Origin of the sequence: Cellulomonas sp. NS3, assembly GCF_024757985.1 — a bacterium.
Lineage (GTDB): Bacteria > Actinomycetota > Actinomycetes > Actinomycetales > Cellulomonadaceae > Cellulomonas_A.
Genome location: NZ_CP103289.1, coordinates 2,914,346 through 2,936,227, shown reverse-complemented (window position 1 = coordinate 2,936,227; position 21,882 = coordinate 2,914,346). Strand labels below are relative to the sequence as shown.

The following is a 21,882-nucleotide window of genomic DNA, read 5'->3' as shown; positions in this document are numbered from 1 at the left end:
TGGGTCGGGGTGAGGGGTGCCCGTCAGGGCTCGCGCCAGCGCGTCGTGATCGGCAGGCGTCGGTCGCGGCCGAACGCGAGCGCCGTGACCTTGGGCCCGAGCGGGTACTGCCGCCGCTTCCACTCCGCCCGGTCGACGAGCTGCAGCACCTTGTCGACGACCTCCGGGTCGAACCCGCGCGCGAGCAGCTCGGCGCGGCCCTCGGCGTGCTCGACGTACGCGTCGAGGACCTCGTCGAGCAGGTCGTACGGCGGCAGCGAGTCCTGGTCGACCTGACCCGGACGCAGCTCGGCCGAGGGCGGCTTGGTGATCGAGCTCTCCGGGATCGGCGGGATCACGCCGGCGTCGATCGCGGCGTCGTTGCGCCACCGCGCGAGCGCCCACACGCGCGACTTGTCGACGTCCTTGAGCGGCGCGTAGCCGCCGACGGCGTCGCCGTAGATGGTCGAGTAGCCGACCGCCAGCTCGGACTTGTTGCCCGTCGCGAGCACGAGGTGCCCCTCGGCGTTCGACAGTCCCATGAGGATCACGCCGCGCACCCGCGCCTGGAGGTTCTCCGCGGCGACGCCCTCGAGGTGCATCTCGCCCTCGAACGCGTCGACCATCGGGCCGATCGGCTGCACGCGGTAGTCGGCCCCGATGCGCTTCGCGAGGTCGGCCGCGTCGTCCTTCGAGTGCTCCGACGAGTGCCGCGAGGGCATCGAGACGCCGACGACGTTCGCGCCGCCCACCGCGTCCGCGCTCAGGGCGGCGACGAGCGCGGAGTCGATGCCCCCCGAGAGCCCGAGCACGACCGACCGGAAGCCGTTCTTGCGGACGTACCCCACGAGCCCGGCGACGAGCGCCTGGTAGATCTCCTGGTCGGGGTGCAGGGGCGGGGCGATCTCGCCCGTCGCGGGCTCCTCGTCGTCCTCGACGAGGTCCCAGACCAGCAGGTGCTCGTGGAACTGCGGCGCCCGCGCGAGCAGCCGGCCGTCGGCGCCGACGACGAACGAGCCGCCGTCGAACACGAGGTCGTCCTGGCCGCCGACCATGTTGCAGTACGCGACCGGGGCCTGGACCTCGCGGGCCCGGCGCGCGGCGAGCTCGGTGCGCACGTGCCCCTTGCCCTCCTCGAACGGCGAGCCGTTGAGCACGACGAGCAGGGAGACCTCGTTCTCGTCCATCTGCGAGACCGGGCCGCCGTCCTGCCAGATGTCCTCGCAGATCACGACGCCCACGCGCCGCCCGCGCACGTCGAGCACGCACACGCCGTCGCCGGGCGCGAAGATCCGGAACTCGTCGAACACGCCGTAGTTCGGCAGGTGGTGCTTGTCGTAGCGCGTCTGCACGGCGCCGTGCTGCAGGAGCACCGCCTGGTTCGTCGGGCGCGCCGGGGCGCCGTCGTGCTCGCGCGTCGTCTTCTCGCCGACGGACCCGACCAGCACCGCGAGGTGGCCGAGACCCGCGGCGTCGAGCTCGCGGGCGACCCGGTGCAGCGCGGCCTCGGCGCCGCGGCGGAAGGACGCCCGCAGCGCGAGGTCCTCGATCGGGTACCCGGTGATCGTCATCTCGGGGAAGACCACGAGGTCGGCACCCGCGTCCGCCGCCTGGCGGGCCCGGTCGAGCACCGCACCGCTGTTCGCGTCGAGGTCCCCGACGCAGGTGTCGATCTGGGCCAGGGCGATGCGCAGGTGGGCCATGCGCCGAGCCTAGAGGGTGCCGCGGCGGTGCACGCCGCGGGCGACCTCCCGCCGACGGACCGCGTCGATCGGGTGCGCCCGGCGCGGTCCGGCGCCGGAACGCCCCGTCCATCAGGCAGGATGTACCGCATGGACAGGCAGCAGGAGTTCGTGCTCCGCACGGTCGAGGAACGGGACATCCGCTTCATCCGGCTCTGGTTCACCGACGTGCTCGGGATCCTCAAGTCGGTCGCGATCGCGCCGGCCGAGCTCGAGGCCGCCTTCGCGGAGGGCATCGGCTTCGACGGGAGCTCGATCCAGGGGCTCACGCGCGTGTACGAGGCCGACATGATCGCCAAGCCGGACCCGAGCACGTTCCAGGTGCTCCCGTGGCGGGGCGAGCGGCACGGGACCGCGCGCATGTTCTGCGACATCCTCACGCCCGACGGCGAGCCCTCGCTCGCGGACTCGCGCAACGTCCTCAAGCGCGCGCTCGCGAAGGGCAGCGCGCAGGGGTTCACCTTCTACACGCACCCCGAGGTCGAGTTCTACCTGTTCGAGGCGCCGGCGGACCCGCTGGTCCCGCTCGTCCCCGTCGACTCCGGCGGCTACTTCGACCACGTCCCGCGCGGCACGGCGCACGACTTCCGGCGCGCGGCCATCACGATGCTCGAGTCGATGGGGATCTCGGTCGAGTTCTCCCACCACGAGGCCGGCCCGGGCCAGAACGAGATCGACCTGCGCTACGCGGACGCGCTCACGACGGCCGACAACATCATGACGTTCCGCACGGTCGTCAAGGAGGTCGCCCTCGAGCAGGGCGTCTTCGCGTCGTTCATGCCGAAGCCGCTCGCCGACCAGCCCGGGTCCGGGATGCACACGCACCTGTCGCTGTTCGAGGGCGACCGCAACGCGTTCCACGAGCCCGGCGCGCACCTCGAGCTCTCGAAGGTCGCCCGGAGCTTCATCGCGGGGCTGCTGACGCACGCCGCCGAGATCACCGCGGTCACGAACCAGTTCGTCAACTCCTACAAGCGCCTGTGGGGCGGCTCCGAGGCCCCGAGCTTCATCTGCTGGGGCCACAACAACCGCTCGGCGCTCGTGCGCGTGCCGATGTACAAGCCCGGCAAGGGCAACTCGAGCCGCATCGAGTACCGCGCGGTCGACGCGGCGACGAACCCGTACCTCGCGTTCGCCGTCATGCTCGCGGCCGGCCTCAAGGGCATCGAGGAGGGCTACGAGCTCCCCGAGGGCGCCGAGGACGACGTGTGGGAGCTCACCGACGCGGAGCGCCGTGCGCTCGGCATCGAGCCGCTGCCGACGTCGCTCGACGCCGCGATCGCCGTCATGGAGAAGTCGGAGCTCGTCGCCGAGACGCTCGGCGAGCACGTCTTCGACTACGTGCTGCGCAACAAGCGCCGCGAGTGGGAGGAGTACCGCTCGCAGGTCACGCCGTACGAGCTGCAGCGGTTCCTGCCGGTCCTCTGAGCCCTTTCGCGCTCCGCCCCGTGCCGCCGCGCGTCCCGGCCCGCGGCCCGGGGCGCCGCCACGTGCGCGCCCTGGGTAGCGTGACGGCGTGAGCACCCCAGGCGCCGGCGGGCGCGGCAGCACCCTGGCCGGCCGGCTGACCCGGTCCGGGTTCGCCGACGCCGCGCGCGCGGAGCGGCTGCTCGCCGACGCCGCCCTCGCGGTCGTCGTCGACGAGCCCGAGGCGCTGCTGGGGCCGCTGTCCGAGGTCGCCGACCCCGACCACGCGCTGCTCGCGCTCGCCAAGATCGCGGGCGCGTGCGTCTCGTCGGCCGATCCCGCGCACGCGGGCGTGCTCCGCGGGCTGCTCGGGTCGCCGAGCGAGGGCCGGGACCGGCTGCTCGCCGTCGTCGGCTCCTCGGTGGCCCTCGGGGACACCCTGGCGGCGCACCCCGGCAACCTCGCGCTCCTCGTCGACGACACCCCGGGGACGGGCGTGAGCGCGGGCGACGTGCGCGCCGAGCTGCTCGAGGCCGTCGGGGCCGACCCGGCCGCGGACGTGCCGGTGGCCGCCGTCGTCGGCTCGCCCGGCGTCGACGCGATGCGCCGCGCGTACCGTGCCCGGCTCCTGCGGATCGCGGCGACCGACCTGACGGCGACCGACCCGCTCAGCCGGCTCCCCGGGGTCGCCGCGGCGCTCGCGGACCTCGCGGCGGCCGCGCTCGAGGCGTCGCTGGCGATCGCGCGTTCCGACCTCGACGACCACGGGCTCGGGGTGCGCCTCGCGGTCATCGGGATGGGCAAGGCCGGTGGCCGCGAGCTCAACTACGTGAGCGACGTCGACGTCATCTACGTCGCGGAGCCGGTCGACGGCGTCGGCGAGGACGAGGCGCTCGCGGTCGGCGCGCGGCTCGCGACCGGCCTGGCGCGCGCCTGCTCGACGGCGTCCGCCGAGCCGGCGCTGTGGCCCGTCGACGCGGCGCTGCGCCCCGAGGGCAAGAACGGGCCGCTGGTCCGCACGGTCGCGAGCCACCGCGCGTACTACGAGCGCTGGGCCAAGACGTGGGAGTTCCAGGCGCTGCTCAAGGCGCGCCCGCTCGCCGGCGACGTCGCGCTGGGCCGCGAGTACGTCGAGCTCGTCAACCCGCTCGTGTGGTCGGCGGTGCAGCGGGAGAACTTCGTCGAGGACTCCCAGGCGATGCGACGCCGGGTCGAGCACCACGTGCCCGCCGCCGAGGCCGACCGGCAGCTCAAGCTCGGCGTCGGCGGGCTGCGCGACGTGGAGTTCACGGTCCAGCTCCTCCAGCTCGTGCACGGGCGCGCGGACGAGACGATCCGCAGCCCCAACACGCTCACGGCGCTGGCCGCGCTCGCCGCCGGCGGGTACGTCGGCCGCGAGCACGCCGCGCAGCTCGCGGTCTGCTACCGGCTGCTGCGCGCGCTCGAGCACCGCATCCAGCTGCACCGGCTGCAGCGGACGCACCTCATGCCGGCTGCCGAGGCGGACCTGCGCCGGCTCGCCCGCTCGGTCGGGATGCGTGCCGAGGGCGCCGCGGGGCTCGACGAGCGGTGGCGCACGGTGCGGCGCGAGGTCCGGCGCCTGCACGAGGAGCTGTTCTACCGCCCGCTCCTGCCGGCGACCGCCCAGCTCTCGACCGAGGAGGCCCGCCTCGCCCCCGAGGCGGCGCGCGCCCGGCTCGCCGCGATCGGCTACAAGGACCCCGCCGGCGCGCTGCGGCACATCGCCGCGCTGACGGAAGGGATCTCGCGCCGCGCCGCGATCCAGCGTCAGCTGCTCCCCGTGATGATCGGGTGGTTCGCCGACGGCGCCGACCCGGACGCCGGGCTGCTCGCGTTCCGCCGGCTGTCCGACGAGCTCGGGACGACGCACTGGTACCTCAAGCTGCTGCGGGACTCCGGGACGGCGGCGCAGCGCCTCGCGCGGGTGCTGTCGACCTCCCGGTACGTCGCCGACGCGCTCTCGCGCTCGCCGGAGTCGGTCACGTGGCTCGCGGGCGACGCCGAGCTCGAGCCCCGCACTTACGAGCGGATGACCGCCGAGGCGGACGCGGTGCTCACCCGCGCGCACGAGCCCGCGCCCGCGGCGACCGCGCTGCGGGCCCTGCGCCGGCGCGAGCTCGCGCGCACCGCGGCGGCCGACGTGCTCGGCGTGGTCATCAGCACGCGCGCGTCGCAGAGCCTCACGACGGCCGCGGACGTCGTGCTCGCGGGGGCGCTGCGCGTCGCGCGGGCCGAGGCGCGCCGGGAGCACGGCCTCGACGAGGACCCGACGCGGCTCCTCGTGGTCGCGATGGGCCGGCTCGGTGGCCGCGAGATGGGGTACTCCTCGGACGCCGACGTGCTGTTCGTGCACGACCCCGTACCGGGCACCGATCCCACGGGCGCGCAGCAGTACGCCCTCACGGTCGCGACCCGCATCCGGCAGATGCTCGGCGAGGTCGGTCCGGAGCCGGCGCTCGAGGTCGACGCCGACCTGCGCCCCGAGGGCCGCAACGGCCCGCTGACCCGGTCGTTCGACGCCTACGCGGAGTACTACGGCCGCTGGTCCTCGCCGTGGGAGAGCCAGGCGCTGCTGCGGGCGCGCCCGGTCGCGGGGGACGAGGAGCTCGGGCACCGGTTCGTCGAGCTCGTCGCGCCGCTGCGCTACCCGGAGGGTGGGCTCGAGGCCGCCACGGTCCGCGAGGTGCGGCGGGTCAAGGCGCGCGTGGAGGCCGAGCGCCTGCCGCGCGGGGTCGACCCGGCGCGCCACCTCAAGCTCGGGCGCGGGGGCACCTCCGACGTCGAGTGGACGGCCCAGCTGCTCCAGCTCCAGCACGCCCACCGCGTCCCGGGGCTGCGCACGACCGCGACGCTCGAGGCGCTCGACGCCGCGGCCGGCGCGGGCCTGCTCGACCCCGACGACTGCCGGGAGCTGACCGACGCGTGGGAGCTGGCCTCCCGCCTGCGCGACGCGCTCGTGCTGTGGAGCGGGCGCACCGGGGGAGCGCACGCCGACGTGCTGCCGCACGACCGCCAGGCGCTCGCCGGGCTCGCGCGCGTGCTGGGCTACCCGTCGGGCTCGGGGGGCGAGCTCGAGGAGGTCTACCTGCGCACCGCGCGCCGGGCGCGCGCGGTCGTCGAGCGGGTCTTCTACGCCTGAGCGCCCGCGGCCGGGTCCGTGCCCGCGCGGTCGGCCGACGCGGCCGCCGGGGTCCCGGTCGCGGAGCCGTTGCGCGCGGTGCCGTGCTGCGCGTCGTCGTCGTTCCCGCCGGTGTCCGGGGAGCGCGTGGCCTCGGGGTCCTTGGGCTCGAGCGTCTGGCCCGGCTCGGCGCGCAGGAGCTCGGAGTCGACGAGCTCGTGGCGGCGCACGTACGTCCCGGAGACCGCCTGGATCGTCGCGGCGACCGGCAGCGCGAGGAACGCCCCGAGCGCCCCGAACACCGCGCCGAACGCGAGGACCGCGAGGAACGACATCGCCGGGTTGAGCTCGAGGGACCGCGCCGACACCTTGGGGGCGAAGACCAGGTTCTCGAGCTGCTGGTAGGCGAGGATGAAGACGAGCACCCCGACGGCCGTGAGCGGGCTGACCGAGAACGCGACGGCGATCGGCAGGATGCCACCGAGGTAGGTGCCGATCGTCGGCACGAACTGCGACACGACACCGGTGAACGCTGCGAGCGGCAGCGCGTAGGGCACGTGCACGATCGTGAGGAACGCGAACGTGAACGCGGTCGAGAGCGCCGCGAGGATGAGGCGCGAGTTGATGAAGTCCGCGACCTTGGCCTGCGAGACCTCCCAGATGTTCAGCACCTCGCGCTGGCGGCGCGGCGCGAGCAGCCGGCAGATCGCGGCGCGGAACCGCGGCCCGGCCGAGACCATGTAGTACACGACGAGGAGCACCGCGGACGCGACGAAGAAGAACCCGACGATCGAGCCGCCCACGCCCAGGATGCCGAACGCGAGGTCGTCCCCCCAGTCGTTCGCGAGCCGCTCGAGCACCTCGTCGGTGCCCGGGAGCACGATCCCGAAGCTCTCGTCGAGCATCGCCGTGAGGTCCGCGTACAGGCGGGGGACGTCCTGGACGAGGTCGACGAGCTGCGCGACGAACAGCCCGCCGAACAGGGCCAGCACGACGACGACGGCGACGATCGACCCGATCATGACGAGGCCCGTCGCGAGCCCACGCTTCATGCCGTGCTGCACGAGCCACTTGACGGCGGGCTCCATCGCGAGCGAGATGAACCACGAGATGACGACGATGGTCAGCACCGTGCCGAGCTGGCCCAGCGCGCGCCAGGTCAGCACGCCGAGGAAGACCGCGACGACGGCCATGACGAGCGCGCGGGGGAGCCACGCGGGTGGGCGACGGTCCGCGGCGGCGGTGCGGGGGACGGTGCGGGACGGCTCGGTCATGCAGGGCTCCAACGGCTGGGGGTGCGCCGGGGCCGCTCGGGGCCGGTGCGGACGGTTCTGGGGAGAACCTAGTGGACGCCGGTCCCGTCCACCCGTGCATGCGGCGGCGGCGCGCACGGGCCGCGCACCCGGTGAGCACCGCGGGACACCGCCGGCCGGCCGTCGACGCCGCACCGGAGGCGGTCTGAGGGGCGCCGAGCACGGCAATCGTTTTCGATAACGTTTTACACACGCTAGAGTGTCCGCCGTGGAGATCCAGCGCAGGCTCACCATCAGTGACGTCGCCCGGCAGGCCGGCGTCTCGGTGGCGACCGTCTCGAAGGTGATCAACGAGCGCTACGGCGTCTCGGCCGAGACCGCGAGCCGGGTCCAGGCGGTGATCGCCGAGCTCGGCTACGAGTCGAGCCTCGTCGCGCGCAGCCTGCGCAGCCACCAGAAGAACGTCATCGGCATCCTCGTCGCCGACTTCGAGCCGTTCAGCACCGAGCTCCTCAAGGGCGCCGCGCACGCGATCCGGGGGAGCGGCTACGAGATCGTCGCCTACTCCGCGAGCGGCGCGGCCGAGGAGCTCGTCGGCTGGGAGCGCCGGTACCTCTCGCGCCTCTCGGGGACGCTGATCGACGGTGCGGTCCTCGTGACCCCCACGGTCGTGGACGCGCGCTACGGAACGCCGGTCGTCGCGGTCGACCCGCACACCGGCCGCTCCGGCATGCCGACCGTCGACTCGGACAACCTCAAGGGCGCGATGCTCGCGACCGAGCACCTGCTCGGCCTCGGCCACCGACGGATCGGCTTCCTCGGCGGTCGCCTCGACCTCGAGTCGGCCCGCCTCCGTGAGGAGGGCTACCGCAACGCGCTCGAGGCCGCGGGGGTCGAGGTCGACCCCGACCTGATCCGCGTCGGCGGCTACCGGCCGGAGTCCGCCGAGCAGCCGGCGCGCGAGCTCCTCGCGCTCGACGACCCGCCCACCGCGATCTTCGCGGCCAACGACCTCTCGGCGATCCGCACGATGCAGGTGGCGCAGGGGCTCGGGCTGCGCGTGCCCGAGGACCTCTCGGTGATCGGCTTCGACAACGTGCCCGAGTCGGCGCTCGCCGTCCCGCAGCTCACCACGGTCGCCCAGCCCATCCAGGATATGGGCTACCAGGCGGTCCGCATGCTCATCGACCTCGTCGAGGGCCGCTCGCCCGCCCAGACGCACGTGTCGCTGCCGACCGAGCTCGTCGAGCGGCAGTCCTGCGCGCCGGCGCCCACGCGCGACGCCTGACGTCCCGCGCCCGTCCGCCGGGCGGCCGTCCCGCACCGGGACGACCGCGCACGTCCCGCGCCTGGGTCATCCCTGTCCGGACCGCTCGCGAGCGCCGGTCGGACCTGCCGGACAACGGCCGAGGGGCGCCCCTGGCAGCTGCCAGGAACGCCCCTCGCCCGCACTGACCGGGAGCAGCCGATCAGACGTCGTAGTAGAGCTCGAACTCGTGGGGGTGCGGCCGCAGACGGATCGGGTCGACCTCGTGCGAGCGCTTGTAGTCGATCCACGTCGCGATCAGGTCGGGCGTGAAGACCCCGCCGGCCGTGAGGAAGTCGTGGTCGGCCTCGAGGTTGTCGAGCACCTCGGCGAGCGAGCCCGGGACCTGCTGGATGAGCGCGTGCTCCTCGGGGGGAAGCTCGTAGAGGTCCTTGTCGACCGGCTCCGGCGGCTCGATGCGGTTCTGGATGCCGTCGAGGCCGGCCATGAGCATCGCCGCGAAGGCGAGGTACGGGTTGCTCGACGGGTCGGGCACGCGGAACTCGATGCGCTTGGCCTTCGGGTTGGAGCCCGTGACCGGGATGCGGATGCACGCGGAGCGGTTGCGTGCCGAGTAGACGAGGTTGACCGGCGCCTCGAAGCCCGGGACCAGGCGGTGGTAGGAGTTCACCGTCGGGTTCGTGAACGCGAGCAGCGAGGGCGCGTGCTTGAGCAGGCCACCGATGTACCAGCGCGCGAGGTCGGAGAGGCCGCCGTAGCCCTTCTCGTCGAAGAACAGCGGCTTGCCGTCCTTCCAGAGCGACTGGTGCACGTGCATGCCCGAGCCGTTGTCGCCGAAGAGGGGCTTCGGCATGAACGTGGCGGTCTTGCCGGCCTCGTGCGCGACGTTCTTCACGACGTACTTGAAGAGCTGAACCTTGTCGGCCGACTTGCCGAGCTCGTCGAAGCGGTAGTTGATCTCCGCCTGGCCGGCGGTGCCGACCTCGTGGTGCGCGCGCTCCACGCCGAGACCCAGCGCGTCGAGCTGCAGCGAGATCTTGTCGCGCAGGTCGGCGAACATGTCGACCGGCGGGACGGGGAAGTAGCCGCCCTTGTAGGGGGTCTTGTGGCCGAGGTTGCCACCCTCCTCGACGCGGCCCGTGTTCCAGGCGGCCTCGATGGAGTCGATGTAGTAGTACGACGCGTTCTGCTTCGTCTCGAAGCGCACGTCGTCGAAGATGTAGAACTCGGCCTCGGGGGCGAAGAACGCCGTGTCCGCGATGCCCGTCGAGCGCAGGTACGCCTCGGCCTTGGCGGCGACCTGGCGGGGGTCGCGGCTGTACGGCTCGTCGGTGTACGGGTCGACGATGTGGAAGTTGATGTTCAGCGTCTTCTCGGTCCGGAACGGGTCGAGGTAGGCCGTCGAGAGATCGGGGATGAGCTTCATGTCCGACTCGTGGATCGCCTGGAAGCCACGGATCGACGAGCCGTCGAACATCTGGCCGTCGGTGAAGAAGTCCAGGTCCAGCGAGTACGCCGGGACGTTGAAGTGCTGCATCACGCCGGGCAGGTCACAGAACCGGACGTCGACGAACTTCACGTCCTCGCTCTTGATGAACGCCAGGACTTCCTCCGGCTTGCTGAACATCCGCTGCTCCTCGGGTTGTGAAACGCCCGCTGTCCGGGCGCCTCGAGGCTAGGTGGGGGGCGTTACCCGGCCGTGTACCTCATGTTTCCGCGCTGTTACGCGGGGGCTCCGCACGTAACGATCGGTCGCACTCGCGGGCGACGGCGGCGCCCGGTCCGCTGGTTAGGCTAGCCGCATGGAGCAGCGCGCGGGGATGGGTTCGTGGCTCGAGGGCGGTCCGTCCGGCGAGGGCCAGGGCTCGCGGCTCGGGCTGCCCGCCACCGGAGCCGGCTCGCTGGCGCCGGTCGGGCGGCGGCTCGCGGCCCTGGCGATCGACTGGGCGGTCTGCCTGCTCATCTCGGCCGCGTTCTTCGACCGCGACCCCATGGCGACCCTCGGCGTCTTCGCGCTCGAGAACGTGCTGCTCGTGAGCACGCTCGGCACGACCCTCGGGCACCGCGCGCTCGGGCTGCGCGTCCAGCGGCTGGTGAGCCCCGGGACGCCGCCGGGGCTGCTGCTCGCGCTGGTCCGCACGGTGCTGCTCTGCCTCGTCGTGCCGGCCGTCGTGTGGGACGCCGACGGTCGTGGGCTGCACGACCGCACGGCGGGGACGGTCATCGTCCGGCGGTGATCCGCGCTGCGCGAGGCCGCGGGTGCGCCGGGCCGGCGAGCGCGACGCGGTCCGACGTCACCGCGGTGCCTGCCACGTGAGGCTGTAGCGCCAGTACAGGTGCCGCCGCCAGCGCGCGCCGGGAAGGTGCCGGGCGGCGGCGTCGCGCACGTCGGCGTAGGTCGTCCTGGGCTCGGTGATCGGCGAGCCGTGCTCCCACTCGCTCCGCAGCCGTCGCGCGACGGCTGCGGCGGGGACGCCGGCGACGGAGAGCGCCAGGTCGGCGGGGGAGCCGACGCGGGCGAGGCCGACGACGACGAGGTGCCCGCCCGGCGCCGTCAGGGCACGCAGCCGCCGCAGCCCCGCGTCCAGGTCGAGGTGGTGCAGCGTCGCGACGCAGGTGACGAGGTCGTAGGCGTGCTCGTCGAGGGGCGCGGTCAGCACGTCGCCGGTGACGTAGCGCAGGCGCTCGTCGCCCCTGGACGCCTGCGTCGCCCGTGCGGTCTCGGCCGGGTCGGTGTCGAGGCCCGTCGCCTCGACGGCGCCGGCGGCGACGACCCGACGGGTCAGCAGCCCCTCGCCGCTGCCCACGTCGAGCGCTCGCGTGCCGGGCCGCACGTGCCGCAGCGCGAGCGGGTGGTAGTGCGTGTTGTGGTTCCAGTACGGCGTCGGCACGACCAGGACCGTAGCGCGCCCGACGCCTCCGCCGCGGGGACGGTCGCCTCCGGTCTCGGCCGGTCTCCCGGGCGAGACCGCGCGGGGCGGGGCCGCTCAGCGCCCGCGCATGCCCTTGCGGTCGGGGCGTGCGCGCATCGGGTCGATGCCCTTGGGCAGCGGCAGCCGCGCGGCGCCGAGGGCGGTGAGGCGCTTGAGCACCTCGCCGGTCTCCTGCTTGGTGAGCGTCGGCTTGAGGCGCGTGACCGCGCGGGGGAGCTTGCGCAGGGGCACCTGGCCCTCGCCGTTGCCGGCCTGGATGAGCGTGATCGGCACGCCCGACAGGACGCGCGCGGTGCGCTTGCGCTCGGCCTCGAGGAGCTTGGCGACGCGGGGAGCGGGACCCTCGCCGACGAGGACGACGCCGGCCCGGCCGACGCCGCGGAAGACCAGGTCCTGCGTGCGCGGGTCGACCGCGACGGGCTCCTCGGCGAAGGTCCAGCCGCGCCGGATCGTGCCGAGCGCAGCGCGCGACGCGCCGGGCTGGCCCTCGATCTGGGTGTACGCGGCCGTCTCGGCGCGCCGCGCGAGGATGAACATCGCCGCGAGCAGCGCGAACGGCAGGCTCACGAACAGCGCGTAGAACGGGTGGTCCGTCAGCAGGCCGATGACGAGGCCGACCGCGATGATCCCGACGAACGCCCCGAGCACGTACCACGTGACCGCCGGGTCGTTCCGGCGGGTCATCTGGTACGCCTGCCAGACCTGGTGGTACCACCGGGTCTTCTTCACCTTGGGCGGCTTGACGGTCTTCTCGCGGGCCATGGTGGGCAAGTCTAGTCGCCGCCCGGCCCCCTCCGTGCCCGCACGCAGCCCCGTGCCGCAGCCGTCAGCGGGCGAGCAGGCTCGACGCCTCCTGGCGCGACGAGCGCTCCTCGCCGAGGTGCGCGAGCGCGGCCGGGATCTCCTCGCCGCGACGGCGCATGGCCTGGCCCCACAGGCGACCCGCACGGTACGACGAGCGCACGAGCGGACCGGCCATGACGCCGAGGAAGCCGATGCGCTCGGCCTCGTCGGACAGCGCCACGAACTCCTCGGGACGCACCCAGCGCGCGACGGGGTGGTGGCGGACCGAGGGGCGCAGGTACTGGGTGATCGTGATGAGGTCGCAGCCCGCGTCGTGCAGGTCCTGGAGGGCCTCGGCGGCCTCCTCCATCGTCTCGCCCATCCCGAGGATGAGGTTCGACTTGGTGACCAGGCCGGCCTCGCGCGCCGCCGTCAGCACCGACAGCGAGCGGTCGTAGCGGAAGCCCGGGCGGATCTCCTTGAAGATGCGCGGCACGGTCTCGAGGTTGTGCGCGAGCACCTCGGGCCGCGACGAGAAGACCTCGCCGATCAGCTCGGGCACGGCGTTGAAGTCCGGGATCAGCAGCTCGACGCCGGTCCCGGCGTTGAGCGCGTGGATCCGGCGGACCGTCTCGGCGTACAGCCACGCGCCGCCGTCGGGCAGGTCGTCGCGGGCGACGCCCGTCACGGTCGCGTACTTCAGGCCCATCGCCTGGACGGACTCCGCGACGCGGCGGGGCTCGTCGGCGTCGAAGTCCGCGGGCTTGCCGGTGTCGATCTGGCAGAAGTCGCAGCGTCGCGTGCACTGGTCGCCGCCGATGAGGAACGTCGCCTCGCGGTCCTCCCAGCACTCGAAGATGTTGGGGCAGCCCGCCTCCTCGCACACCGTGTGCAGGCCCTCGCGCTTCACGAGCCCCTTGAGCTCGCTGTACTCCGGGCCCATCGTCGCGCGCGTCTTGATCCAGTCGGGCTTCTTCTCGATCGGCGTCTGCGCGTTGCGTGCCTCGACGCGGAGCATGCGCCGGCCCTCGGGTGCGATCGTCACGTTCCTCACCCTACGTCAGCAGGCGCGGGCGCTCGCCGTGCGCAGCGGGAGGCACGCATCACAGGCCAGCGCGGGAATAACGGGACCTCCGACCCACGCCGCGGGCCCTCGCGACGGTGACCCTGGAGGGGACGAGCGGGACGAAGGTGACCGCACGACGGCGAGGGGGTTCGACATGCGCATCCTGGTGACGGTGGCCTCGCGCCACGGCGCGACGCGGGAGATCGGGACGGTCGTGGCCGACGTGCTGCGGTCCGCGGGGCACGACGTCGACGAGCTCGAGCCCGAGGACGTGGGCACGGTCGAGCCGTACGCCGCGGTCGTGCTGGGCTCCGCCGTGTACGCCGGGCGGCTCGGCGCGGGTCTGCGGAAGCTGGTCGAGCGCCAGGGCGGGCAGCTGCGGGCGCGACCCGTGTGGCTCTTCTGGTCCGGGCCCGTCGGCAACCCGCTCAGCCCGCCGACGGTGCCCGACGACGTGGGCGTGCTCGCCTCGCAGGCCGGGGCGCACGCGCCTCAGGTCTTCGGGGGACGGCTCGACCGGCGCACCCTGGGGCTCGCCGAGCGGGCGCTCGTCGCGCTGATCGACGCCGAGCAGGGCGACTTCCGCGATCTCGACGCGGTCCGCGCGTGGGCCGCGTCCGTCGCGGACGAGCTGGCCCCGCACGGCGCACGCCGCTGACCTGCGACGTCCCGCGCAGCCCGGCCGCGGGGAAGGCGGTCAGGGCAGCGCGGGCACCGCGTCCGGGGAGCCGACGGGGGCGGCGTCGCCGACGGCCCGGGACTCCGCGGTCGCGAGGCGCACCAGCGCGAGCGCGGCCTCGAGGTGCGTGCGCACGAGCGGGAGCACCTCGGCGATGCTCACCCGTCGGCCCGTCTCGGCGCTCAGGGACGTGACGTCCGCGTCGGGGATCCCGCACGGCACGATCCGGCCGAACGCGTCGAGGTCCGGCTCGCAGTTGAGCGCGAAGCCGTGCATCGTGACGCCCTTCGCGACGCGGACGCCGATCGCGGCGACCTTGCGCTCCCGGAGCGGACCGCGCGGCCCGTCGGGCTCGGCCGCGAACCAGACGCCGCTGCGACCCTCGACGCGCACGGCGGACAGCCCGAGGTCGGCGCACGTGCGGATCAGCGTCTCCTCGAGCGCGCGCACGTAGCGCACGACGTCGATGGGCTGCGCGAGGCGCACGATCGGGTAGCCGACGAGCTGGCCGGGCCCGTGCCAGGTGATGCGGCCGCCGCGGTCGACGTCGACCACGGGGGTGCCGTCGACCGGCCGGTCCCACGACGCCGTGCGGCGCCCCGCGGTGTAGACGTCCTCGTGCTCGCACAGGAGCACGGTGTCCTCGCGCGTCCCCTCGGCGACCTCCGCGTGCACCTCGCGCTGGAGGTCCCACGTCGGCCGGTAGGGCTGGAGGCGGGCACCCAGGTCGAGCTCGACGAACTGCATGGCGTCAGGCTAACCCCGGGGCTGCGCGCCGGCGGCGTGACGGTCGTCGCACCGGCGGTGCGTGCCCGGCGCGCCCCGCGGCGGTGCGGCCGGGCCGGGGCGGCTCAGGCGGTGCGTTCCTCGGCGGGGCACACGTCGCCGGGTGCGTCGTCGTCCGTGTCGACCGGCGAGCCGTCCGGCGCGCCGTCGCTCGGGCCCGTCGCCGTCGCCGGCCGGGCGACGACCGCGAGCAGCGCCCGCAGCTGCTCGACCTGCTCCGGGGTGAGGCCGCGGGTGGTCATGGCGTCGGCGGGCCGCCGGTCGGACGCCTTGACCGCGACCTCGCGGCCCGCGTCGGTGATCGCGAGGACGACCTTGCGCCGGTCGGTGGCGTGGGGCGCACGCGTCACGTACCCGGTGCGCTCCATGCGGGCGAGGATGCGGCTCATCGTCTGCTCGGTCACGCTGCACGCGTCGGCGAGCTCGCGCTGCGAGCGTGGCTCGTGCGCGAGGAGCACGAGCACCGGCAGGCTCGCGTGGTTGAGGTCCCACCCGGCGAGATGGGCGTTCCACTCGCGCTCGACGCGGCGCGCGGCGGCCGACAGCAGCCGTCCGACGGGCCAGTCGGTCGGGTCGTCCGAGGCCATCCGCGCCCAGGGGGCGGTGGGGCCGGGAGCACGTGCGTCGTCGGTCACGCCCACCCCGTCCCCCGTCCGGCGCCCTCGGCGCTCACCAGATGCTCAGCATGCTGAGCACGTGTTGCGCGGCGCCCAGCGTTCCCTCATGATACTCAGCATGCTGAGTAAATCTGGTCGGGCCGCTCTGCGCGCGCTGGCCCTCGTCGCCGTCCTCGCCGTCTGGCTCGCCGTCGGGGCGTTCGGGGGGATGGCGCAGGGCAAGCTCTCGCAGGTCCAGACCAACGACTCGGCCGCGTTCCTGCCCTCGTCCGCGCAGTCCACGCGCGCGGCCGAGGCGGGACGCGCCTTCGTCGACTCGGAGACCCTACCCGTGCTGGTCGTGCTCGAGGCGCAGGGCGGGGGAGCCCTGTCACCCGAGCAGACCACCGCCGTGCAGGAGTTCGCCCGGACGGTCGCGGACGTCGAGATCCCGGGCGCCGACGCGGCCGCCGGCGACCCCACGACGCTCGAGGACGTGCTCACCGGCCCGGCCGTCGCCGTCCCGTCCGAGGACGGCGAGGCGGTGCTCGTCCCGCTGTCCCTCGACGGCGACGCCGCCGAGGGGCGCCTCGCGGACGACGAGAGCGTCACCGGCGCGTCGGTCCGGGCGCTGCGCGACGCGCTCGAGGCCGACCTCGGGGCGAGCGCGGACGACGCCGGGGAGCTCGGGCTCCAGGCCTGGGTGACCGGCCCGGGCGGCTTCGTCGCCGACCTGTCCAACGCGTTCGGCGGCATCGACGGCGTGCTGCTGCTCGTCGCGCTCGGTGCGGTCCTGCTCATCCTCGTGATCGTCTACCGGTCACCGTTCCTGCCGTTCGTCGTCATCTTCTCCGCGGTGTTCGCGCTGTGCGCGGCCGCGCTCGTCGTGTACCAGCTCGCGGCGAACGACGTGCTCACGCTCAACGGGCAGTCCCAGGGCATCCTCTCGATCCTCGTCGTCGGCGCCGCGGTGGACTACGCGCTGCTCCTCGTCGCGCGCTACCGCGAGGAGCTGCGCGCCGTGCAGAGCCCGTTCACCGCGATGCGACGCGCGGTGCGGGCGTCGATCGAGCCCATCGCCGCCAGCGCGGGCACCGTGATCGCCGGGCTGCTGTGCCTGCTGCTCTCCGACCTGACGTCCAACTCGAGCCTCGGCCCCGTCGCCGCGATCGGCATCGCGTCGGCGTTCCTCGCGTCGCTCACCCTCTTGCCGGCGCTGCTCCTCGTGTTCGGGTCGCGCTCGCGCGCCCTGTTCTGGCCCAGCCGGCCGCAGGTCGTCGCGGGAGCCGAGCACGACGGCCCGGGCCACCGCCGGCCGACCGCCGAGGTGCTCACCGGTCTGTGGGGCGGGGTCGCCCGGTTCGTCGGCCGCCACGCACGCCCGGTCTGGATCGTCACGGTGCTGCTCCTCGTCGCGGGAGCGGCGTTCCTGCCGACCCTCAAGGCCGGCGGCACCAACCAGTCCGACGTGTTCCTCGTCGAGGTCGACGCGGTCGCCGGCGAGGAGGTGCTCTCCGAGCACTTCCCGGCCGGCGCGACCCAGCCGATCCTCGTCGTGGCACCCGAGCAGGACCTCGACGCCGTCGTGGAGACGGCCGAGGGCCTCGACGGCGTCGACGCGGTCACGGTGTACACGGGCGAGAGCAGCGGGGCGCCCGGCGGCGTCGGCGGTCCGGCCGCCGAGCCCGCACCCCCGGTCGTCGTCGACGGCCGCGTCCGGGTCGACGTCGCGACGCAGGAGGCGGCCGACACGCAGGCCGCCGTGGGCACCGTCGAGGACCTGCGCGCCGCGCTCGCGGACGTGTCGCCCGACGCGCTCGTCGGTGGCGCCGCGGCCCAGACGCTCGACACCCAGGTCGCCGGGGCGCGGGACCTGCGGGTGATCGTCCCGGTCGTGCTGGTCGTGATCCTGCTCATCCTCATGCTGCTGCTGCGCTCGGTCGTCGCCGCGGTGCTGCTCGTGCTCGCGAACGTGCTGTCGTTCGGCGCGGCGCTCGGGGTCGGGGCGATCGTGTTCAACCACGTGCTCGACTACCCGGGCGCCGACCCCGCGGTGCCGCTCTACGCGTTCACGTTCCTCGTCGCGCTGGGGGTCGACTACTCGATCTTCCTGATGACGCGGGTGCGCGAGGAGGCCCTGCAGGTCGGGACGCGCGAGGGCGTGCTACGCGGGCTCGCCGTCACCGGTGGCGTCATCACCTCCGCGGGCATCGTGCTCGCGGCGACCTTCAGCGCGCTCGGCGTCATCCCGCTGCTGTTCCTCGCGCAGCTCGCGTTCCTCGTCGCGTTCGGTGTGCTGCTCGACACGCTCGTCGTGCGGAGCCTGCTCGTCCCGGCGCTCGTGCACGACCTCGGCCGGCGCACGTGGTGGCCGAGCCCCCTCGGGCGCCTCGACCGGTCGCCCGCCGTCGCCGAGCGCTCCCCGGAGGCCGCGCCGGTCGGCTGACCGGGACCCGCCCGGTCCTGCGGCGCGGGTCACGCGGGTGCCGCCCGGCGTCGCACGCGTCGTAGGTTGGGGCGCATGAGCGAGTCCCTGCGGGTCGGGTTGGTCGGGTACGGGTCGGCGGGACGGGGCATCCACGCCCGGCTCCTGCGCGAGGTCGGGGCGCGCGTCACGCACGTCGTGAGCCGCAGCCCCGAGCGGTCGGCGCAGGCGCGCGCCGACTGGGCCGGCGTCGTCGTCGAGCCGGACGTGGCGGGGCTGCTCGCCCACGCCGCCGAGCTCGACGTCGTCGTGGTCGCGAGCCCGACGGGCGAGCACGTGGCGCACGTGCGCGCCGCGCTCGGGGTCGGCCTGCCCGTCGTCGTCGACAAGCCGCTCGCCCCGAGCACCGCCGAGGCGCGGGAGCTCGCGGTCGAGGCCGAGACCTCGGGCGGACGCCTGACGGTGTTCCAGAACCGCCGCTGGGACCCCGAGCAGCTCACGCTCCTGGGCCTCCTGCACGACCGCCGGCTCGGGCGCGTGCACCGCTTCGAGCGGCGCTGGGAGCGGTGGCGCCCCGTCCCGCAGCAGCGCTGGAAGGAGAACGACACGCGCGCCGGCGGGCTGCTGCTCGACCTCGGTGCGCACCTGGTCGACTCCGCCGTCCAGCTGTTCGGGCCGGTCGAGAGCGTGTACGCCGAGCTGCGCGCGCTCACGACCCCCGCGGAGGACGACGTCTTCCTCGCGGTGCGGCACGCCGCCGCCGACGGCGGCCCCGGCGTCGTGAGCCACCTCCAGGCGGGCGCGCTCGTCGGCGCACCCGGCCCGCGGACCCGCGTCCTCGGCGACAAGGGCGCCTACCTCGTCACGAGCTTCGAGGGGGAGCCGACGCCCTTCGCGTCGCTCGACGAGCGGCACACGCACGACGACTCAGCCCCGCGCGGGGTGCTCGGGGCGGCGACGCACGTCGCGGAGGACGAGCACGAGGGCTGGCTCGTGCACGGGCGCGACCGGGTCCCCGTGCGTCGGGCGCCCGGCGGCCACGCCGACTACTACCGGGCCGTCACGGCGTGGGTCCTCGACGGCGGACCGGTGCCGGTCGACCCGTGGGACGCGGTGCGCACCGCGGCCGTGCTCGACGCCGCCCGGGTGTCGGCGCGCGAGGGGCGGGTGGTCGAGGTGGACCCGGCGGCTGCGGGCTGACGCGGCGGGCGTGCGGCTGAGCGTCGCCGGCGCACGAAACCGGACCTGAGCCGGGCGCGGAGCGACCGTGCGGACGCCATCGGGCCTGTGGACAACGGGTCCGCGGGCGACGCCGCACGGTTCGATGACGGCATGGACCGCGCTGCCCCGCCCGACGTCGCCGCTGCGCTGCTGACGGCGGGGTACCGGGTCGTCGGCCCCGTGGGCGTCGGCGGGGACGGGCCCGCGTGGTCCGCGGTGGCGCTCGACGGCTCGGCCGAGCGCGTCGTCGTCCGCGTCGTCGACCTCACCGGTGACCCGCGGCACGCCGCCCGGCTGCACCGGCTGCGCGACGTCGACCACGAGCACCTCGTCCGCCTGCGCGACGTGCTCGACCTGCCCGACGGCCGCTGCGCGCTGCTCACCGAGCACGTCCCCGGCGCCACCCTTGCGGCGCTGCACGACGCGCGCGGGCCGTGGAGCCCGGGCGAGGCCGTGACGCTGGCGATCCCGCTCGCGGACGCACTCGCGGCGCTGCATGCCGCCGGCCTGGTGCACTCGGACGTCTCCCCGGCCAACGTCGTGGTGCGCGACGACGGCCGGCCGGTGCTCGTCGACCTCGTCAGCTGCGTCGTCGGGGGCTCCGGGACGCCGGGCTACGGCGCCCCGGAGGTCCACGACGGGCACGGGTGCGGGCCCGAGGGGGACGTGCACGCGCTCGCGCGCACGGTGCTGCGGCACCTCGCGGTGCCCGACGCCGCGGTGGACGCGCCGTGGGACGGCGGCACGCACGTCCGTGACCTGCTGGCCGAGGCCGCCGACCCGGACCCCGTGCTGCGGCCGACCGCCCAGGCGCTCGCGGACGCGTGCTTCCGTGCCGAGGAGCCCGAGCCGGTCGTGCTCCCGGACGCCGCGGTGCTCGCGCGCACCGAGCTGTCCCGGCTCGCCGGCCGTGGCTCACGCGACGCGACGGTCCGGCGCGCGTCCCGCCGGCGCACCCGCAGGACGGTCCGCACGCGCCGGGTCCTCGCGGGGCTGGCGGCCGCGGCGGTCGTGGCCGCCGTGGGCGCCGTCGCGCTGGTCGTGCCCCGTCCCTGGGGGGAGCCGACCCGGGCGGACGCGCCGACCAGCCGCCCGGCGGGGCTCGCGACCAGCCGCCGGGCGGAGGTCGAGGCGGCGGCGCGCGAGCTCACCGAGCGACGGGGCGAGGTCCTCGTGGCCGGCGACCCGGCCGACCTCGACGCGGTCGAGGTGCCGGGGTCCGCCGCCCACGCCGCCGACAGGCAGCTCCTCGACCGGCTCGCCGCCGAGGGGCTGCGCCTCACCGGGCTGAGCGTGGTCGTCACGGAGTCGGCCGCGGTGGAGGAGGCCGGCGTCCCGGCGGCGGAGCCCTCCGGTCCCGGGGTGCCCGCGGACGGCGAGGCGCACGTGCGCGTGACGAGCGCGACCTCGGCTCACCAGCGCGTCCGGGCGGACGGGTCGGTGCACGCCGAGGTGCCGGCCGCCCCGGCACGCACCGTCGTGCTCGTCCTCCGCGAGACCCCGGCGGGCTGGCGGGTGGCCGAGGTCCGTGACCCGGAGGTCAGCCCCGCGCCGTGACGTAGGCCGCCGCCGAGTCGATGTCGGGGTGCACGTGCGTGAACCCGCTGTCCGTGAGCTTGCGCGGGACGGCCCGCACCGAACCCAGGATCTCCTGGGAGAAGTCGCCGAGCCCGAGGCGCACGGCCCACGCCGGCACGGGCACGACCGCAGGGCGGTGCACGGCGCGGGCGAGCGCGGACGTCACCTCGGCGTTGGTCGCCGCCGTCGCGACGAGGTTCACCGGGCCCGCCACGGGAGCCTCGAGCAGGTGCAGGACGGCTCGGACCTCGTCCGTCAGCGTGATCCAGCTCCAGTACTGGCGGCCCGAGCCCAGCGGACCCGCGATCCCCGCCCGGACGAGCGGCACGATGCGCGCCAGCGCGCCCCCGCCGCGCGCGAGGACGATCCCGCTGCGCAGGTGCGCGACACGGACTCCCGCGTGCTCGGCGGGAGCGGTCGCCCCCTCCCACTGCCGGACCACGCCGGCGAAGAACGTGTCGCCGAGCGGCTCGCCCTCGTCGAGCACGTCGTCCCCGCGGTCCCCGTAGGCGCCGATCCCCGACGCCTGCAGCAGCACGGGCGGCGGTGACGCCAGCCCGGCGAGGGTCGTGGCGATCAGGCCGGTCGTGCGGGTCCGGGAGAGGATCACCGCGCGCTTGCGGCTCTCGGTGAGCCGGCGCGTGCCGACGTTGACCCCGGCGAGGTTGACCACCGCGTCGGCCCCGGCGAGCGCCTCGGGGTCGAGCCGCCCGGCGTCCGGGTCCCACGCGACGTCCTCGGGGTGTCCCGGCGTCCCGCGGACGAGGCGGACCACGGTGTCGCCGCGCCCCCGCAGCTCGGAGACCAGGGCGGTGCCGATGAGGCCGTGCGATCCGGCGACGACGATGCGCATGCGCTCACCCTAGGGAGCGGGCGGCGAACCTGCCGGGGGAGCGGCGCTGCAGCTCCGGGCTGCGGACGGTCTGCCGCCCCGGGGTGCGGCGCGCCGCCCGGGGCCGCGGACGGTCTGCCGACCCGACGAACGACGGCGCCCGGGCACCCGCTGCTGCGGGTGCCCGGGCGTCGTG

General features: G+C 74.9%; 17 protein-coding genes. 8 read left to right on the top strand and 9 right to left on the bottom strand.

Annotated features, from left to right (window positions below):
* Positions 1-23 precede the first annotated feature (23 nt).
* The gene (locus tag NXY84_RS13420; RefSeq protein ID WP_258723588.1) at positions 24-1,682 is read right to left on the bottom strand and encodes an NAD+ synthase; all 1,659 of its coding nucleotides are present in this window, start codon (positions 1,680-1,682) and stop codon (positions 24-26) included.
* A gap of 129 nt (positions 1,683-1,811) precedes the next feature.
* On the opposite strand from NXY84_RS13420, the gene glnA (NXY84_RS13415) reads away from it, so the two are divergent.
* Positions 1,812-3,149, top strand: coding sequence for a type I glutamate--ammonia ligase (gene glnA, locus NXY84_RS13415; protein WP_258723587.1), 1,338 nt, complete (start codon positions 1,812-1,814; stop codon positions 3,147-3,149).
* Between the two features lie 88 nt (positions 3,150-3,237).
* Complete coding sequence (locus tag NXY84_RS13410) at positions 3,238-6,288, top strand: bifunctional [glutamine synthetase] adenylyltransferase/[glutamine synthetase]-adenylyl-L-tyrosine phosphorylase (protein ID WP_258723586.1); 3,051 nt, start codon at positions 3,238-3,240, stop codon at positions 6,286-6,288.
* Here the strand turns inward: NXY84_RS13410 and NXY84_RS13405 are convergent.
* Positions 6,279-7,541, bottom strand: coding sequence for an AI-2E family transporter (locus NXY84_RS13405; RefSeq protein ID WP_258723585.1), 1,263 nt, complete (start codon positions 7,539-7,541; stop codon positions 6,279-6,281). The two genes, NXY84_RS13410 and NXY84_RS13405, sit on opposite strands and share 10 nt — an antisense overlap.
* Positions 7,542-7,794: 253 nt before the next feature.
* On the opposite strand from NXY84_RS13405, the gene NXY84_RS13400 reads away from it, so the two are divergent.
* Entirely contained in the window at positions 7,795-8,808 is a 1,014-nt protein-coding gene (locus tag NXY84_RS13400) for a LacI family DNA-binding transcriptional regulator (RefSeq protein ID WP_396126400.1), read from the top strand.
* A gap of 181 nt (positions 8,809-8,989) precedes the next feature.
* On the opposite strand, the gene glnA (NXY84_RS13395) is transcribed toward NXY84_RS13400, so the two are convergent.
* On the bottom strand, positions 8,990-10,414 hold the full coding sequence (gene glnA, locus NXY84_RS13395) for a type I glutamate--ammonia ligase (protein WP_258723583.1): 1,425 nt from the start codon (positions 10,412-10,414) through the stop codon (positions 8,990-8,992).
* 175 nt (positions 10,415-10,589) lie between these two features.
* On the opposite strand from glnA (NXY84_RS13395), the gene NXY84_RS13390 reads away from it, so the two are divergent.
* Positions 10,590-11,024, top strand: coding sequence for an RDD family protein (locus NXY84_RS13390; protein ID WP_258723582.1), 435 nt, complete (start codon positions 10,590-10,592; stop codon positions 11,022-11,024).
* 57 nt (positions 11,025-11,081) lie between these two features.
* Here NXY84_RS13390 and NXY84_RS13385 read toward each other — a convergent pair whose 3' ends face one another.
* From NXY84_RS13385 to lipA, 3 genes are all read right to left on the bottom strand, one after another.
* Complete coding sequence (locus tag NXY84_RS13385; RefSeq protein WP_258723581.1) at positions 11,082-11,678, bottom strand: class I SAM-dependent methyltransferase; 597 nt, start codon at positions 11,676-11,678, stop codon at positions 11,082-11,084.
* Positions 11,679-11,774: 96 nt separating this feature from the next.
* Positions 11,775-12,482 (bottom strand): DUF4191 domain-containing protein, encoded by a 708-nt coding sequence (locus tag NXY84_RS13380; RefSeq protein WP_258723580.1) that lies wholly within the window; start codon positions 12,480-12,482, stop codon positions 11,775-11,777.
* A 64-nt stretch (positions 12,483-12,546) separates the two neighbouring features.
* Entirely contained in the window at positions 12,547-13,548 is a 1,002-nt protein-coding gene (lipA, locus tag NXY84_RS13375; protein WP_258723579.1) for a lipoyl synthase, read from the bottom strand.
* A 175-nt stretch (positions 13,549-13,723) separates the two neighbouring features.
* On the opposite strand from lipA, the gene NXY84_RS13370 reads away from it, so the two are divergent.
* Entirely contained in the window at positions 13,724-14,227 is a 504-nt protein-coding gene (locus NXY84_RS13370; protein ID WP_258723578.1) for a flavodoxin domain-containing protein, read from the top strand.
* Positions 14,228-14,266: 39 nt separating this feature from the next.
* Here NXY84_RS13370 and lipB read toward each other — a convergent pair whose 3' ends face one another.
* Positions 14,267-14,995, bottom strand: coding sequence for a lipoyl(octanoyl) transferase LipB (lipB, locus tag NXY84_RS13365; RefSeq protein WP_258723577.1), 729 nt, complete (start codon positions 14,993-14,995; stop codon positions 14,267-14,269).
* A 104-nt stretch (positions 14,996-15,099) separates the two neighbouring features.
* Entirely contained in the window at positions 15,100-15,669 is a 570-nt protein-coding gene (locus NXY84_RS13360) for a MarR family winged helix-turn-helix transcriptional regulator (RefSeq protein ID WP_258723576.1), read from the bottom strand.
* Between the two features lie 88 nt (positions 15,670-15,757).
* Here NXY84_RS13360 and NXY84_RS13355 point away from each other — a divergent pair, with 88 nt between their 5' ends.
* The 3 genes from NXY84_RS13355 to NXY84_RS13345 all read left to right on the top strand — a co-directional run bounded on the left by NXY84_RS13355 (position 15,758) and on the right by NXY84_RS13345 (position 20,833).
* The gene (locus tag NXY84_RS13355) at positions 15,758-18,076 is read left to right on the top strand and encodes an MMPL family transporter (protein WP_258723575.1); all 2,319 of its coding nucleotides are present in this window, start codon (positions 15,758-15,760) and stop codon (positions 18,074-18,076) included.
* Positions 18,077-18,151: 75 nt separating this feature from the next.
* Positions 18,152-19,255 (top strand): Gfo/Idh/MocA family protein, encoded by a 1,104-nt coding sequence (locus NXY84_RS13350; RefSeq protein ID WP_258723574.1) that lies wholly within the window; start codon positions 18,152-18,154, stop codon positions 19,253-19,255.
* Between the two features lie 132 nt (positions 19,256-19,387).
* A complete protein-coding gene (locus NXY84_RS13345; RefSeq protein ID WP_258723573.1) occupies positions 19,388-20,833 on the top strand; it encodes a protein kinase domain-containing protein in 1,446 nt (481 codons plus the stop codon).
* Here NXY84_RS13345 and NXY84_RS13340 read toward each other — a convergent pair.
* Positions 20,817-21,707, bottom strand: coding sequence for a TIGR01777 family oxidoreductase (locus tag NXY84_RS13340; protein ID WP_258723572.1), 891 nt, complete (start codon positions 21,705-21,707; stop codon positions 20,817-20,819). The two genes, NXY84_RS13345 and NXY84_RS13340, sit on opposite strands and share 17 nt — an antisense overlap.
* Positions 21,708-21,882: the final 175 nt, after the last annotated feature.